Origin of the sequence: Pedobacter indicus, assembly GCF_003449035.1 — a bacterium.
In the GTDB taxonomy this organism is placed as follows: Bacteria; Bacteroidota; Bacteroidia; order Sphingobacteriales; family Sphingobacteriaceae; genus Albibacterium; species Albibacterium indicum.
The window spans coordinates 393,578-409,445 of record NZ_QRGB01000001.1 but is presented as its reverse complement, the minus strand read 5'-3'; the positions used below and the strand labels follow the sequence as shown (position 1 = coordinate 409,445).

The window sequence follows — 15,868 nt, the reverse complement described above, 5'->3', positions numbered from 1 at the left end:
AGAGTATGACCCCCATTATATTATTGAGCTTTTTGATTGGCTACTTTACGCTTCTTGTCGGTGTAGCCTATTTTACATCACGGAAAAAGTCTGACAATAGTGCGTTTTTTAGTGCAAATAAAAATTCGAAGTGGTATATCGTCGCTTTCGGGATGATCGGTACCGCGCTTTCAGGGGTGACCTTTATATCGGTGCCAGGAGCAGTTGGAGCGGGGAGTTTTAGCTATTTTCAGTTTGTATTAGGGAACGCTGTTGGTTATGTAATCGTAGCGTTTTTACTCTTGCCTCTATACTATAAGATGAATCTGGTGTCCATTTATACCTATCTGGAGCAACGATTCGGGTATCTGAGCTACAAAAGTGGGGCGATGATCTTCTTAGTGTCCAGAACGATAGGTTCGGCTTTCCGCCTGTATCTGGTAGCAATCATTTTACAGCGCTTTATCTTCGACGCCTGGAATGTCCCATTTGCTGTGACCATCGCCATCTGCTTAATTCTGATATGGGTATATACGCATAAGGGTGGATTGAAGACGATCATCATTACGGATTTGATGCAGACATTCTTCCTCTTGCTTTCGGTAGTTTTATCGATCTATTTTATAGCGGATAGCATGAACCTGAATGTTGTGGAAACTTTTGATAAGATTAAGGATAGCAGCTATTCGCAAATATTCTTTTGGGATGACTTTACAGGAGATACGCGAAACTTTTTCAAACAATTTTTAGGGGGAATTTTTGTAACGCTGGCGATGTTCGGATTGGATCAGGATATGATGCAAAAGAATATCAGTCTTAAAACGATCGGCGAAGCACAGAAAAATATGCTATCGTTTACCTTGGTCTTCGTAATCATTAATATTTTCTTCTTGTCAGTTGGTGCGATGCTGTATTTCTACGCTGCTGAAAATGGACTGGATGTTTCTGCTCTGACGACACCTGACTATCTTTTTCCCGAAATCGCCTTGAATTATCTGCCGATTTTGCCAGGTATTATATTTATGATGGGCTTAACAGCAGCTACCTTTGCTACGACGGATTCTGCTTTGACAGCCCTAACAACTTCGTTCTGTGTTGATTTTCTGAATTTTCACAAGAAAGAAGATCCAAATGCCCCGGCACTGGTAAGAACAAGGACGATGGTGCATGTCGGTTTCTCTGTTGTCATGTTGCTAGTTATTATGGCGTTTAGAATTATCAATGACGACTCGGTGGTAACAGCTATTTTCACCGCTGCTGGTTACACTTACGGACCGCTGTTAGGGCTTTTCGTATTCGGGATGTTTACGAAGCGATCGGTCGCCGATTCGCTGGTTCCTTATATCTGTATTTTATCGCCAATATTGCTTTATTTGTTAAAACTCGCACTAGAGAAGCACGCGGGATATGGAATGAGCTTCGAGTTGATCGTTATTAATGGTGCTATTACATGGACTATGCTGTTTTTGACTAGCAAACCCGGATTGCCTACACCGACGAACGCCTAACAAGATACAGTATGAGTACTTAACGGTCATGCACCCACAGGTACGACTTTTGATTTATGCATTTTGAAAAAAAAACATGCACAAACATGCGAGACTGTCAGATATTATTGTTATCATTGTGTAGCCAATAATTTATAAAGAGATAGTTTGTAGCTGTAATTATTTGAACCTAATAAACCACGCTAAAAGATAAGTTTTAAAAGACGCTTGGATCTAAGAAGTTTGTTTTAGAAATCACGTCGCTAATCGATATAAAAAGCCAAAGAAAGCCGATAACACAGTTATGTTATCGACAATTATAACCATCAAAAAGCGAATCCATTATGAAAAAGTTATCCCCTCCAAGCCAGACAAGTTAAAGCAAGTAGTTTAGTTGCCATCCATGATGGGGCAGCGATTGTGAAAATTTGTATTTAGTTAATTTTTTAAAATGTGAAATATGAAAAAACAAAGACTAATAGCTACCCTGCTTTCCGTTTTGTTTTTATTTTGTGCGTATCAAACTCATGCACAAACAAGGACAATCACGGGTACGGTGTACGATAATGAAAATACCCGTTTTTCCGGGGTAACTGTCACAGTTGTGGGCAAATCGACGAGCACATCAACTGATAATAATGGAAATTTTAGTATTACTGCTAATGACGACGACGTGTTGAGTTTTTCAGCTGTTGGGTTTGAGCAACAGACGATCCCAGTTGGTAGCCGATCGAACATCACGATAACGATGGAAGCGAACGTGAGTGACTTGAGCGAAGTTGTAATTACTGGTGAATTTGGGATGGAAAGAAATGCACGTGCAGTAGGGTCGTCTGTTCAAAAGATTGATGGGGCAACCATCAGTGAGTCAGGCAGGGAATCCTTTGTGTCTGCATTGGCGGGACGGGTACCGGGTCTGAATGTTACTTCAACGAGTGGTACCCCGGGTGCATCCAATACGGTTGTGCTCCGTAATATAACTTCTATTTCTGGTAATAATCAGCCTCTTTATGTGGTTGATGGGGTACCGATGAACAACAGTACATTTGACCCCTTGACTGGTATGGCAGGAGCAGGAGTAGACACTTATTCTGTACGGAATATGGACTATTCTTCGCGGGGGAATGACTTTAATCCAGAAGATATTGAGTCGATTACTGTCTTGAAAGGTGCCGCCGCCGCCGCGCTTTATGGCTCCGACGCTTCGAACGGTGCGATTATTATCACAACCAAAAAAGGGCGTGCTGGGGCTGGTCGTGTACAGTACAGTAACTCTTTCAAATTTGATAAAGCCTATGGTTACCCGGAATTACAGACGAAGTATGCGAATGGAAATTATGGAACTACAAACTACTATTATACGGCTAAATTCGGCGGTTTGTATCCTGAGGGTATGACACTTTATGATAATTTTGCGTCCGTACTCCAAACTGGGTTTACACAGAGACATAATGTTTCCGTAGACGCAGGGACTGAAAAATCTACTATCCGCGCCTCTTTCTCTATGTTGGGGCAAGAAGGGGTTATTAAGACGACTGACTATGATCGTACTAATCTGGGGTTGGCGGGACAGTCTCAAGTAACTGATTGGCTGAAGTTTGAAGGATCGATGCAGTACACGAGGATGTCCAATAATAAAGTCATGCGAGGAACAGATGGACCATTGTATCGCGCGATGATATGGCCCATGGTAGATAATATGGCGAATTACCTTACTGATGATGGAGTTTTTATGAAAGTGCCTGATTACTACCTTGATCAGGATCTGTTAAATCCATTGTTTGGTTTGTATAAAAATAAATTTTTCGACAAATCGGATCGCTTTCTTTCGAATGTAGCAATCAACCTGACACCAATAGAGAACGCCTTCTTGAGAGCACAGGTTGGCTGGGATGTAGGTATGCAAAACTTCGAAACATCCGCCCATCCTTATTATGCTGCTCGTAATGCTGGTCTTGGGCAGTACAATTTGGTGCAATCAAATTTTTCTGATCCAACGATTAATATTTTGACGGGGTATAACAACACTTTTATGGACGGGAAGCTATCTTTTTCCGGTCAGCTGGGATATCATCAAATGGAAAATGGTGTAACAAGACTATCGAGCTACGGCAGTGATTTTATCGTTCCAGACTTTCAATCGATCAACAACACGGAACCGAGTACACAGGTGGCTTCCCAACGAAATACAAAAAGAAGAATTCAGGCTATTTCCGGACAGTTTGAGTTTGGTTATGATAATTTGGCATTTATTACTTTGCGAGGACGTAACGACTGGTCTTCAACCTTGCCAGTTGAAAATAACCGTTATTTCTATCCATCCGTTGAAGCGTCTTTTATCCTTTCTGATCTGGATTTTATGAAATCCGTTGAACCGATCAATTATGTTAAACTTCGCGGATCGGTAGCGCAGGTCGGTAAGGATGCTGGCCCGTTGGAGATTGATCCTGAATTAGAACCTACTGAACTGACCGGTGGTGGATTTAAGTATGGATTTACGGGACCTAATCCAAACCTACGGCCAGAGATGACTACTGCATATGAATTCGGTGCTGACGTTCAGTTGCTTAACAATAGGCTAAACGCTAGTTTTACATATTTCGGAACAAGGAACGCTGACCAGATTGTTAAAGGTTTCCGGTTGAGTTATGCAACGGGTTTCGTGTTGAATAATATGAATGTCGGAACATTTAAAACCTGGGGATGGGAAGCACATGTGGATGGAGATATTGTTAGGAAGCCTGAAGGTGTGACTTGGAACGTTGGTGTCAATGTGTCTCATGGTGGATCTAAGGTTTTATTCTTACCGGAAAATGTATCGGAATATTACAATGCTTATACATGGAATTCGGGTAATATCCGAAATGGTATCATGGTGGGACATCCGATCACAACACTAACTGGTCGTGCCTATCTTAGAAACGATGCAGGGGATATTTTGATTGAACCAACGACGGGTATGCCGTTGACTGATCCGGAATGGTCTGTAATAGGCGACCGTGAACCGCTTTTGCGTTTTGGTATCACTTCCTCGCTGCGATATAAAAATTTCAGTGCGTCTGCACTTTTTGCTGGACGCTTCGGGGCTACTGTTGTGAATGGAACAAAGCGTGTGATGATGACACAAGGAACCAGTTTGGAATCAGTTGAGCTTCGTGAAAGTGGTCCATTCGTGTTTGAAGGGGTTTTGAGAGATGGAAATGAGAATACAGATAATCCGACCAAGAACACAATTGTCACCGATTACAGGAATTATGGCGCAACGATCTATGGCGGTAATGACGAAGATTGGCTAGAGAAGGATGTACATTATCTGCGCCTGCAAGAACTGCGTCTTGCATACCGTTTGCCGGCGTCGACATTGAACTGGACAAAAATTGCTTCGTCCTTCGATGTGTTCGTGGTGGGTAATGATTTGGTCACCTGGACAAATTACTCTGGTATTGACGCAGTTGGAAATACAGTTTCTGCTGCTGCGGGCGGTACTGGTGGTGAAGGATATGATGTTTGGTCTATCCCCAACCCACGAGGAATCTCATTTGGTATTAGTTTAACCTTGAATTAAAGATATAGACCATGAAAAAGTTTTTAATATATATAATCCCTTTATTTCTTCTACTTCCAACCGGATGTAAGAAATATTTGGATGTAAATACAAATATAGATGCGCCAGCTGAGGTCGAAGGCTATTTGTACTTAGCGAATAACATTCAGCAATTGCAGGGTGTTTACTGGGACATTCGCGCTATCGGACCGATGACACAGATGATGGGCACAACGAGTTACACGACTTTTGCTACGCATTATTATTCCATAGGCAGCGACGCAGGCGGCGAGATATGGAGAGTTGTGTATTGGCTGCAAGGAATGAATTTAGAGAATATGATTAATCAATCGGTTGAAGCTGAAGAATGGACCTTGGCCGGAATCGGTTTAGCATTGAAGGCTTTTGGTTGGGATATGTTGACGAAGGTGCACGGGGAAGTACCAATGACCGATGCGTTTGTGCCCGGCTTGCTCTCTCATGATTATGACTACCAACAGGATATTTATCCGCAAGTACGTGCCTGGGCATACGAGGCCATCGAAATGTTGGAAAGAGAGGATAATACAATTTATGGTAGCAAGCTTACGGATAATGATTTTATTTATGGAGGAAATAAAGATCAATGGATCAGGTTTGCTTATGCAGTAATTGTACGGAATCTTGCGTCGTTGAGCAATAAATCAGATTTTAATTCAGCTTACGCTCAAGAGTTGATTAGTGCAGCAGAGAAATCTTTCCAGTCCCCGGGGGACGATGCGACAATCCGTATTACTGGTGGGTCACAGGGTGCCCCTTACAGTGGTTATAATAACTTTTGGGGTACTGCTCGAAACAACCTAAATATTCTTTATTTTCAGCACGATTATGCTGTGCAGGTTTTTACAGGAACTGTTCCCGAGTACGATCAAGTTACCGGCGACAAGATCCGTACGGAGGATAATGAAACTTATCCATTTAAACCTGCTGGAAAACAGATTACTGCGAACATCTTGAATGATGCACCAGGGAATTATGATCCACGAGTAGCGGTTAAATTAGCAACAACTAGTAATCCGAATTATGAAGACATCGATGATCCTGATAATGTGAAAAGCTATGAATATTATGGAGGTTCGTTTACCAGTCGTACTGGGCCAATCGGTACAGCTCCTTCTTATTATGGGAGAGAGGTGGCGCCTACCTGGACTGGTGACATTCATGATGGTATGGGACGATGGCTCTATCGGGATGACGCTCCTTATATTCTAACCACCTATGCTGAAATTCAATTCTGCTTAGCAGAGGCTTATTGGAAATTGGATCAACGAGGACAGGCATTTACTGCTTTTCAAAACGGTGTTCGTGCAGATATGGAATTTACTTCGCGGTATATTTCTCCAGGAAAGGAAGGCAGTCCGACTGGTGGTGATAAAATTACCAAATCAGTATTTGATGCATTAGCGACCGAATATCTGAATGGACCGTATGTCGCGAATGTGACTGATTTTTCTCTATCTCATATTATGATGCAAAAGTGGATAGCATTGTATCCATGGGGTGCTCCTGAGGCGTGGGTGGACATGCGTAAATACCACTATGATATCGAATATACTGGCGACTATCCAAGTAATGGAAATGGATGGATTCAAGCGGAAATCAGACAAAAGTGGGATACAGATCCTACCAAGGTATACAAGGGTTTGTATCTTGGCCCAGCTCAAGTGGAAGGGAGAAAATCAGCTTATAATGTTCTGAATGAGGGTTCTCCAAGTTATAGGATAAGACCTCGGTATAATTCTGAGTATATGTGGAACGAGGGGTCTCTTGAAGGCTTGAAACCAATCTCAGGAACGGCTCCGAATTATCAGACATCCATTCCTTGGTTTGCTTATCCTGGAGAAATGCCTAATTAATTATTGACCCATTTAAAATCAAGAAGAAATGAAAAAGATACTTAAATTATTATCATTCATGGTGATGCTGATTTTTCTGGCGTCATGTGAAAAGAATGTGGTGGATTTCCCAGCAGAGAAGATTACAGATGAAACGCCTCAGTTTCAGCTATTCTACATGGTTCCATTGGCTACTGGCTCCGCAAATGCTATCAACAAAGTAGAATTGAATGGTCAGTTGCTGGCCAATGAAACTTCCCCGTTGAATACGTTTAATTTAATTCCTGGTGGTGCCGTAGGTAAGTTCTTTAGCACAGAACCCGGAACGTCAAATTTAAAACTGTATCGCGGGAATGTAGAAAATATGACTTTGGTCTATGACCGAGATATCGAAATACCCGCTGGTAAGAATAGCTTGTTTATTCATGATTTTAGCGAACCTCCGGTGATTATTCCTTATCCGACTCCATTACCTTCTATAACGACTGAGCGTACTGGCACTACTGCCTGGATTCGCTTTATAAACTTGATGTATGAAGCAGAGGGTGAACCAACAGATCTTACACTACAATATCAGTGGCAATATACGACAGACAATGAAACCGGCGATAAAAGCGAATGGTTCGATTTAGGAGAGCCTGTTGCTTTTGGTGAGTTTACGGGTTGGGAACCGGTTACTGTAAATAAAACTGTGGAAATATCGGCAGGTACTGCCCGAATTGACTATCGAGTTCGTCTCATTGGTGCTGATGGTTCCGATCAGGGAAGCCTACAGATCCGTAATTCTTCTGGAAATCAGGTAGATTATTCGGATTGGTGGAATGCACAGATCGGTCGGATGTATAATCACGTGTTTGCAGGGTATCGCAATGCGACGCCGGGCGTAAATATCCGTCTGTCAACAGCGCACTAAATAGCGTAAATATTATTGAAAACTTGATAAAGATGGAAGTGGATTTAATACGGAATGCATCCGCATTAAATCCACTTTTTTCTGATAAAAATGCGAATTTAGTATGCTCTGGATTTTCCTTTATTTCTCCACGGTTCAGCAGCGGTTTTTAACATGCTATCACTAGCATTAATTCGCTGAAGACCGCCGAGCTCAAACCGTTACTGAAACTTCTTTGCGTTTACTTTACGGTCGGCTTCTTTCAGGTAAATCTTACGCAGGCGAATGTTTTTAGGTGTTACCTCAATATACTCATCGCCTTGGATGTATTCCATAGATTCTTCAAGTGAAAATTTAATCGCTGGTGCAATACGAGTATTGTCATCACTACCAGAGGCACGCATATTCGTAAGTTGTTTCCCTTTTACAATATTGACAACCAAGTCATTCTCGCGAATATGCTCTCCAACGATCTGTCCTTCATAGACATCTACACCTGGATCGACAAAAAAGCGACCGCGATCTTGAAGTTTATCGATTGAGTAAGCGGTGGTCTGACCTTTTTCCATGGATACCAAAACACCGTTTAGGCGACCAGGTATCGTGCCCTTCCATGGTTCGTAGCTCTTAAATCGGTGAGCCATAACAGCTTCCCCGGCGGTGGCCGTTAACACATTATTTCGGAGTCCGATAATGCCCCGCGAAGGAATCTCAAATTCTAAATGCTGAAGAGTTCCTTTGGTCTCCATGATCAGGAGCTCGCCTTTACGCTGAGTAACGAGCTCGATAACTTTACCTGATACCTCAGCAGGGACATCAACGATGAGTATCTCAACTGGCTCACATTTCTGTCCGTCAATTTCCTTAAGTATCACCTGAGGTTGACCAACCTGAAGCTCATAACCCTCGCGGCGCATGGTTTCAATTAATACGGAAAGATGGAGGATTCCTCGGCCGTATACCAAGAACGCGTCAGCCGAATCAGTAGGCACTACTTTAAGGGCAAGGTTTTTCTCCATCTCTTTGTATAAGCGCTCATGAAGGTGACGAGAGGTTACAAATTTACCCTCTTTACCAAAGAATGGTGAATTGTTTATCGTGAACAACATATTCATGGTCGGTTCATCGATATGGATTACTTCTAGTTGTTCGGGGTTTTCAAAATCAGCGAGTGTATCGCCAATATCAAATCCGTCGATTCCAACAACAGCACAGATATCGCCGGCCTTAACTTCAGAAACTTTCATTTTCCCTAAGCCCACGAAGGTATGTAATTCCTTAACACGGGACTTCACGATTTTACCGTCTCTCTTTACAAGGGAAATCGGCTGGTTTTCTTTGATAACTCCGCGTGCAACACGGCCAATCGCGATCCGACCTACGAAAGAAGAGTAATCCAGCGATGTAATTTGCATTTGAAGTGTACCTTCATTCGTAGGTGCCGGTGGGATGTGTTCCAAGATAGCGTCTAATAGAGGTTCGAAGCTTTCGCTTGGTTTCTTCCAATCAGTCGACATCCATCCTTGTTTAGAGGAACCATATAACACCGGGAAGTCTAATTGCTCGTCATTGGCATCTAGGTTAAAGAATAATTCCCATACAGATTCGTAAACTTCGTCTGGGCGGCAATTCTCTTTATCTACTTTGTTAACAACAACAATTGGCTTAAGACCCAAACCGAGTGCTTTTTGTGTTACAAAACGTGTCTGCGGCATAGGGCCCTCAAAGGCATCTACCAATAGGATTACGCCATCAGCCATTTTGAGCACCCGCTCAACCTCGCCTCCGAAATCGGCGTGACCGGGTGTGTCAATAACGTTGATCTTAACATCTTTATATTGAATCGACACGTTTTTTGAAACAATGGTGATACCGCGTTCCCTCTCAAGATCATTGTTATCAAGAATAAGTTCTCCGGACTCTTCCCCTTCACGAAAGAGGTTACTTGAGTGTAGTAGTTTGTCAACAAGGGTGGTTTTACCGTGGTCAACGTGAGCAATAATTGCTATATTTCTGATTTTCTGCATTTTATCGGTACTGGATACTCGAAATTTTTCGCAAAGATAGGTATTCACATTCGAAAAATTTGTTACGTTCCACTGTTTTTTTAGAGTTATTGTGATTTTTTTTCATGATTATGAACATGAAAGCTTAGCTTTGTATATATGGATATTCAGTTAATCCTCGTTATAGCTATTTTTGCGGGAGCACTTTTCTACCTAGCCAGGATGATCTACTTTAGCATTAAGCCTGGCAAGAAAAAAGGAGCATGTAAATCATGCTGTGGCTGTGATACGCTTAGCAATTTGGAGAAGCCTGCATCATCTAGAGATTAGACAAACCGAATAAGCGACTACCCCTTCTTCGCGGCCGATAAAGCCCATCGTTTCATTGGTGGTGGCTTTAATGGATATATCATCAATGCTTATTTTCGCTGCATTAGCAATGTTCTTCTTCATTTCAGGAATATATGGTTTTATTTTCGGAGCTTCAATGCATAGCATGGCATCGATATTTCCCAGTTTCCATCCTTTTTCTTCAAGCATAACAATGCATTTTTCCAACAGGCTAAGGCTATTAACGCCTTTCCACTTGGGGTCTGTGTTTGGGAAATGATAGCCGATGTCCTCCAGGTTTGCGGCTCCAAGAATGGAATCACAGATAGCATGTGCTAGTACGTCGGCATCCGAGTGGCCAAAGGCTCCAGCATGGTGGTCAAGGAGAACACCCCCCAATACGAAAGGGTGCCCTTCTTTTAGTTGGTGTACGTCAAAACCAAATCCTACTTTAATCTTCATATAAAAAGCAATTGAATTGCTTCAAACATACGATTTTTATTCAACAGTAACCGATTTGGCCAGATTCCGGGGCTGATCAACATTGCATCCACGGAGTAAGGCGACATGGTATGATAAGAGTTGCAGCGGCACAGTGGCTAACAAGGGAAGGAAACTTTCATGTGCATCCGGTATTTCAAGAACGAAATCTGCTACTTCCTTGATCTTCTCGTCGCCCTCGGTTATGACTGCGATGACCTTGCCCTTCCGCGCTTTTACTTCTTGGATGTTGCTAAGCACTTTTTCGTAGGACGAATTCTTGGTAGCCACTACTACTACAGGAAGCTCGTTGTCGATTAAAGCGATGGGTCCGTGTTTCATTTCAGCGGCCGGGTAGCCTTCTGCGTGGATATAGGAAATTTCCTTCAGTTTGAGTGCCCCTTCTAATGCTACCGGGAAACCGGTACCGCGACCGAGAAATAGGCAGCTGACCGCATCTTTAATTTCCTCTGCAATGTACTTCGTTGCTTCTTCAGTTGCCAGGCATTTTTCAACCAAAGATGGCATGGTGTCCAATTCTTTTAAGAGTTTTTTAAGACTTGACCGATCTGTAGTTTCCCGCAATTGTGCCATATAGAAGGCCATCAAGCTGATAACGGTCACCTGTGCTGTAAATGCTTTGGTAGACGCCACCCCAATTTCTGGTCCGGCATGTGTATATGCGCCACCATCAGTTAAGCGGGTTATTGAAGAGCCGACAACATTGCAAATCCCTAAGATTAATGCGCCTTTTGATTTTGCAAGCTCGAGTGCTGCCATGGTATCGGCGGTCTCGCCTGATTGGGAAATAGCAATTACAATATCATTTTCGGAAACAACCGGATTGCGGTAGCGGAATTCGGAGGCGTATTCAACCTCAACCGGAATCCGTGCGTAATTTTCAATTAAGTACTCACCCACTAATCCCGCATGCCATGAGGTTCCACAAGCAATAATGATAATGCGGTTTGCCTGCTTTAATTTGTCATCATAGTCTTTTAAACCTCCTAGCTGGACGGTGCCTTCGTCGGGACTGATTCTCCCACGCAGGCAATCGCGTATAGACCGCGGCTGCTCGTAGATTTCCTTCAGCATAAAGTGGTCGTAACCAGCTTTTTCGAGCATTTCAAGCTTTAACTCTAAACGGTGTACAAAGGGCGTTTGTATTTCATTGTCTATCGTTCTAATCTCAATGCTGTTGGGCGTAATGGTGGCTATCTCTTCATCTTTGAGGTAGATAATGTTTTTTGTGTATTCTATAATAGGAGAAGCATCTGATCCTATAATGTACTCATCTTCACCGACACCTATGACCATTGGACTGCCTTTCCGTGCAGCAACGAGCTGGTTAGGGTTTTCTTTGTCTATTATGACGATTGCGTATGCACCGACAACCTGTGTCAACGTCAGGCGAACCGCCTCGGTTAAGTCACACTGTTCCGCCTGTTGGATATCTTCGATGAGGTGAACAAGGACTTCGGTGTCTGTGTCACTTAAGAAATTATGACCGTTGCTGATCAATGTTTCTTTGATAATTGCGTAGTTCTCAATTATTCCATTATGGACGATCGCCAAGCGCTCATTCCCGGAAAGATGGGGGTGAGCATTTCGGTCCGACGGCTCTCCATGTGTAGCCCAGCGCGTATGTCCGATTCCGACAGTTCCACTTTGATCTTCACCGTTAGCGAATTCTTCTAAAACCGAAACTTTACCTGCTTTCTTGTAAGCTGTGATCCCGTTGGAGGACGCTAAAGCAATTCCGGCACTATCGTAGCCTCTATATTCCAGACGTTTTAAACCTTTTATTATAACTGGCCACGCCTGTTCTTTCCCAATATATCCAACAATTCCACACATATGTTCTTGTTATTTTTAGTCAATAAAAATCGAAAGTCGGAAAAATATCCGACTTTCAATGACAGTTTACTAAAAATAACAGAAAATTTATGTTATCTACACAAACGATTGATTAGCGCTAATCAATCGTTTGTCTTCGTGTAGTAGATGTTTAGTTTCATCTTGTAGTTCGGGTTATTGAAGGTGCCCAAAATAGCTCGTGAAGCTGAGTAGATATTTGCCTGATAAGGTACCACGTTAGAGTAGATGTTGGCTGCTGGTTCTATAAAAAACTGAGCATTGTTTATTTTCCCTAAAAGGATATCCTGTATATAAGATGTCAGTATAAATGAATACTGTTTCTTTTCAGCGTTGTACTTTCCTCCGAATGCAAGACCGAAACTGCGTGGGTCGCGGTTATTCTCATTTGTATCCCCATCGGGGACAGGTCTGCGTTGACCCGCGATATCTTCCCGGTATAGGGTTAAACGCGGAGCTTGTTTGTTAAAAGCAGATCCGGTAGTCTCCTCATCAGCCAAGATAACTAATTCAGCTTTGTTAATGATCATATCCTGGTTTTGAAGCGCAGAGATTGTCGGAAGAGATAATTTAATACGCAGACCTCCCAAGCCTTGTGTATAAACGGTCTCATAATTATTTCCCGGGTTATCAAGCTGGCTTTGCACTTCAGTAGAATATACATGATTTATCGATGCTGCAGCGTTGCTTGGAGATATTAAATAAAATTTATTTTTCTGAAGCGTTGTGTCTGGTGTTTTGTAGTAGACAATCAGACCGTTTTGGCTATTATCACTTATCGCTAAGTGAATAATGCCGCCGACACCACTTTGAGTCTCTTTATTAACACTTACTTGGAAACCCTTGACCCGGTTGTGGTAAAAATCATGTTCATTAAAAACTGCAGAGTCGATATTGCCATCAAATAGTTCAGTTACTTTTTCCTTGTCGAGCGGAATCCGAAGTTGCGGACCTACACGAACGACGGTATCTTTTCCATCAATCACTGAATTAACTCGAATACTATCGTTATAAGCAAATTTATTGACGGCCTTACTCCCCCAAAGCGAAGGATCCACTTCCCACTTTGCATTGGTCGGATAATTTTTTCCAACTTCATAAGGAACACTTAGCTGCTTCACCTCAACAGTTGTAGATGAATTCAATGAGTCGCCAAAAAAGTCTTGACCATAGTTGATAATCAATACCGCGGAATCTACAGTAGCATTAAGAGGTATACGGGAATCCCCGTTTGATACGTTTTGAACCGCGAATTGAATTGATGCGTTACTTTCGCCAATTATCGGATCTTTGAGGTATCCTAGTGGTAATTGTGCTAAACCTTTGGTGAAAATACTATCTTGTTTAACGGTTGAAGCGTTGATTTCTAAGGTGTCGATGAGGACGCCATTAATTTGATCTCCGGGATCAACATCTAAACCAACTTTTGAAGGGTTATCACAACCGCTTAAAATAAAGAGACTTATCAACAAAGTTAATAAGTCTCGTAAATGATATCTCATATGTTAAAATTGAAAACTAACCAACAATTATGCAGTTTCAAGCTCTTCGCTCGCAAATTGCTCGTAAAGGTTGCAATAATTTTCGAAATCTTCATCTTTTTCAGCGTTGGTAAGAGGAATATCTGCTTTTTTAACAAATTTTAACAGATCCTCACTGACGTTCTCTTCTGCTATTACGACCGCATCAGAATAAGAAATGGCTCCCTGATAAAGGCTGGTGTGATCGCCATTTCCGTACTCGGCTAACTGATCTTCTTTCATTGAAGAGGTAAGTGCTTTCTTTTTAAAGCCCTCTCCGAGAGCTTCTGGGAAGTGGTCATTGTATAAAGAGTAGATTACTTTGGATTCCTTGTATGTAGGATCGTCTTTATAGGCTGTTTTCAAATAGGCCGGAATCAATGTGCTCATCCATCCGTGACAGTGAACCACATCGGGTGCCCATCCTAATTTTTTAACCGTTTCTAATGCTCCTTTACAGAAGAATATTGCCCTCTCGTCGTTGTCTGCAAAGAATTTATTGCTTTTGTCTCTAAACACCTGCTTGCGATGAAAATATTCATCGTTGTCTAAAAAGTAAACTTGCATTCTTGCCGCTGGAATCGACGCTACCTTGATTATTAAAGGGTTGTCATTGTTGTCCACGACAATATTCATTCCTGATAAGCGTATGACTTCATGTAACCGGTTTCTACGCTCATTGATCGTGCCGAAGCGAGGCATAAGGATTCGGATCTCAAAGCCTTTTTCCTGCATTGCCTGAGGTAACTGTCGGGTTATTTCTGAAATTTTGCTTAGTTCAAGGAAAGGCGCCATCTCGTGCGTAATAAACAATATCTTTGTTTTTGCCATCTCCAATAATTTATTTGTATTTTGTGTATTTTGTAATCGAGTCTTAGCTGACAGGTATGCAAAGATAAGCATTATCTGTCAATTTATCAATGTATTACGAAAAACCCTTTGCTTTACCAATAGAATTTGCCATTTTTGGCGGTATTTTCTAAAGCGTTATCTGTGCTTATATTTACAACAAAAAATGACTTAGGTGCGCATCTCGATAACATGCGCAACGAGGGTAAAAGGATCGGTCTAGTGACTACGATGGGAGCTTTGCATCAAGGTCATCTTTCCCTTATGCAACACACTCAAAAACTTAGTGATATTCTTGTTTGCAGTATTTTTGTTAATCCTACCCAGTTTAATAACAAAGAGGATCTGGCTAAATATCCCCGACCCATCGAACAAGATATTCATATGTTGGAGCAGATTGGCTGTGATGTGCTTTTTCTCCCCGAGGTAGAGGAGATGTATTCAGGCAGTGAGGAGTGGAATATTGACCTTGATGGTTTGGATACTATATTAGAAGGGGCATTCCGACCTGGTCACTTTCAAGGGGTTACGCAGATTGTTAAAAAACTCTTTGATGCAGTTGGTCCAGATATCGCAAGCTTTGGGCAGAAAGATTACCAACAGTTTGCTGTAATAAAGAGAATGGTAGAAATATTCCGATTGCCGGTCGAATTAAAACTATGCCCTACGGTTCGCGACTCGAATGGTCTGGCCATGAGTTCAAGAAACGTACGATTATCGGATCATGGGAAAACACAAGCCTTGGCGTTATCGAAAGCGCTTCAATATGCTTCCGATCATATAGCGGAAGAAAGAGCTTCTTATTCAGAAATAAGAGAGGAGGCGATTTCAATCCTAAAGAATGCAGAAGGGGTGGATGTTGAATATTTCGAAATATGCGACCGAGAGACTCTTCTCCCGGTCGGTCAGCCCACAGCAGGTGTCAGTCTAATTGTCTTAGTAGCTGCCTGGGTAGAAGGTGTTCGGTTGATAGACAATATGTTAATCCCGGGCGGAAATTCACCGAAATCATAGAATTCATATTTTTTCGTA

Annotated in this window: 11 protein-coding genes; 6 read left to right on the top strand and 5 right to left on the bottom strand. The window is 42.2% G+C overall.

All coding sequences use genetic code 11. The annotated features are described in order from the left end of the window. Positions 1-5 precede the first annotated feature (5 nt). The 4 genes from D3P12_RS01990 to D3P12_RS01975 all read left to right on the top strand — a co-directional run bounded on the left by D3P12_RS01990 (position 6) and on the right by D3P12_RS01975 (position 7,797). On the top strand, positions 6-1,487 hold the full coding sequence (locus tag D3P12_RS01990) for a sodium:solute symporter (RefSeq protein ID WP_118193415.1): 1,482 nt from the start codon (positions 6-8) through the stop codon (positions 1,485-1,487). 439 nt (positions 1,488-1,926) lie between these two features. Next, positions 1,927-5,031 carry a SusC/RagA family TonB-linked outer membrane protein gene (locus tag D3P12_RS01985; protein WP_118193414.1) on the top strand — a complete coding sequence of 1,035 codons (3,105 nt, stop codon included), beginning with the start codon at positions 1,927-1,929 and terminating at the stop codon, positions 5,029-5,031. 11 nt (positions 5,032-5,042) lie between these two features. Continuing rightward, complete coding sequence (locus D3P12_RS01980; protein ID WP_118193413.1) at positions 5,043-6,905, top strand: SusD/RagB family nutrient-binding outer membrane lipoprotein; 1,863 nt, start codon at positions 5,043-5,045, stop codon at positions 6,903-6,905. Between the two features lie 28 nt (positions 6,906-6,933). Further along, positions 6,934-7,797: a hypothetical protein gene (locus tag D3P12_RS01975; protein WP_118193412.1), complete on the top strand. Its 864-nt coding sequence runs from the start codon at positions 6,934-6,936 to the stop codon at positions 7,795-7,797. A gap of 200 nt (positions 7,798-7,997) precedes the next feature. Here the strand turns inward: D3P12_RS01975 and typA are convergent, their stop codons facing one another. After that, a complete protein-coding gene (gene typA / locus D3P12_RS01970; RefSeq protein WP_118193411.1) occupies positions 7,998-9,803 on the bottom strand; it encodes a translational GTPase TypA in 1,806 nt (601 codons plus the stop codon). A 138-nt stretch (positions 9,804-9,941) separates the two neighbouring features. Between typA and D3P12_RS01965 the strand changes: the two genes are divergently transcribed. Further along, positions 9,942-10,112, top strand: coding sequence for a FeoB-associated Cys-rich membrane protein (locus tag D3P12_RS01965; protein ID WP_118193410.1), 171 nt, complete (start codon positions 9,942-9,944; stop codon positions 10,110-10,112). On the opposite strand, the gene ispF is transcribed toward D3P12_RS01965, so the two are convergent. The 4 genes from ispF to D3P12_RS01945 all read right to left on the bottom strand — a co-directional run bounded on the left by ispF (position 10,098) and on the right by D3P12_RS01945 (position 14,818). Then, positions 10,098-10,574: a 2-C-methyl-D-erythritol 2,4-cyclodiphosphate synthase gene (ispF, locus tag D3P12_RS01960; protein ID WP_118193409.1), complete on the bottom strand. Its 477-nt coding sequence runs from the start codon at positions 10,572-10,574 to the stop codon at positions 10,098-10,100. The genes D3P12_RS01965 and ispF overlap by 15 nt on opposite strands. A 36-nt stretch (positions 10,575-10,610) precedes the next feature. Beyond that, on the bottom strand, positions 10,611-12,449 hold the full coding sequence (glmS, locus tag D3P12_RS01955; RefSeq protein ID WP_118193408.1) for a glutamine--fructose-6-phosphate transaminase (isomerizing): 1,839 nt from the start codon (positions 12,447-12,449) through the stop codon (positions 10,611-10,613). A 122-nt stretch (positions 12,450-12,571) separates the two neighbouring features. Then, positions 12,572-13,969 carry a DUF4270 family protein gene (locus D3P12_RS01950; protein ID WP_118193407.1) on the bottom strand — a complete coding sequence of 466 codons (1,398 nt, stop codon included), beginning with the start codon at positions 13,967-13,969 and terminating at the stop codon, positions 12,572-12,574. Positions 13,970-13,996: 27 nt separating this feature from the next. Next, positions 13,997-14,818, bottom strand: a complete 822-nt coding sequence (locus tag D3P12_RS01945; protein WP_118196931.1) for a glycogen/starch synthase — start codon at positions 14,816-14,818, stop codon at positions 13,997-13,999. Positions 14,819-14,980: 162 nt separating this feature from the next. Here D3P12_RS01945 and panC point away from each other — a divergent pair, with 162 nt between their 5' ends. Next, the gene (gene panC / locus D3P12_RS01940; RefSeq protein ID WP_118196930.1) at positions 14,981-15,850 is read left to right on the top strand and encodes a pantoate--beta-alanine ligase; all 870 of its coding nucleotides are present in this window, start codon (positions 14,981-14,983) and stop codon (positions 15,848-15,850) included. Positions 15,851-15,868: the final 18 nt, after the last annotated feature.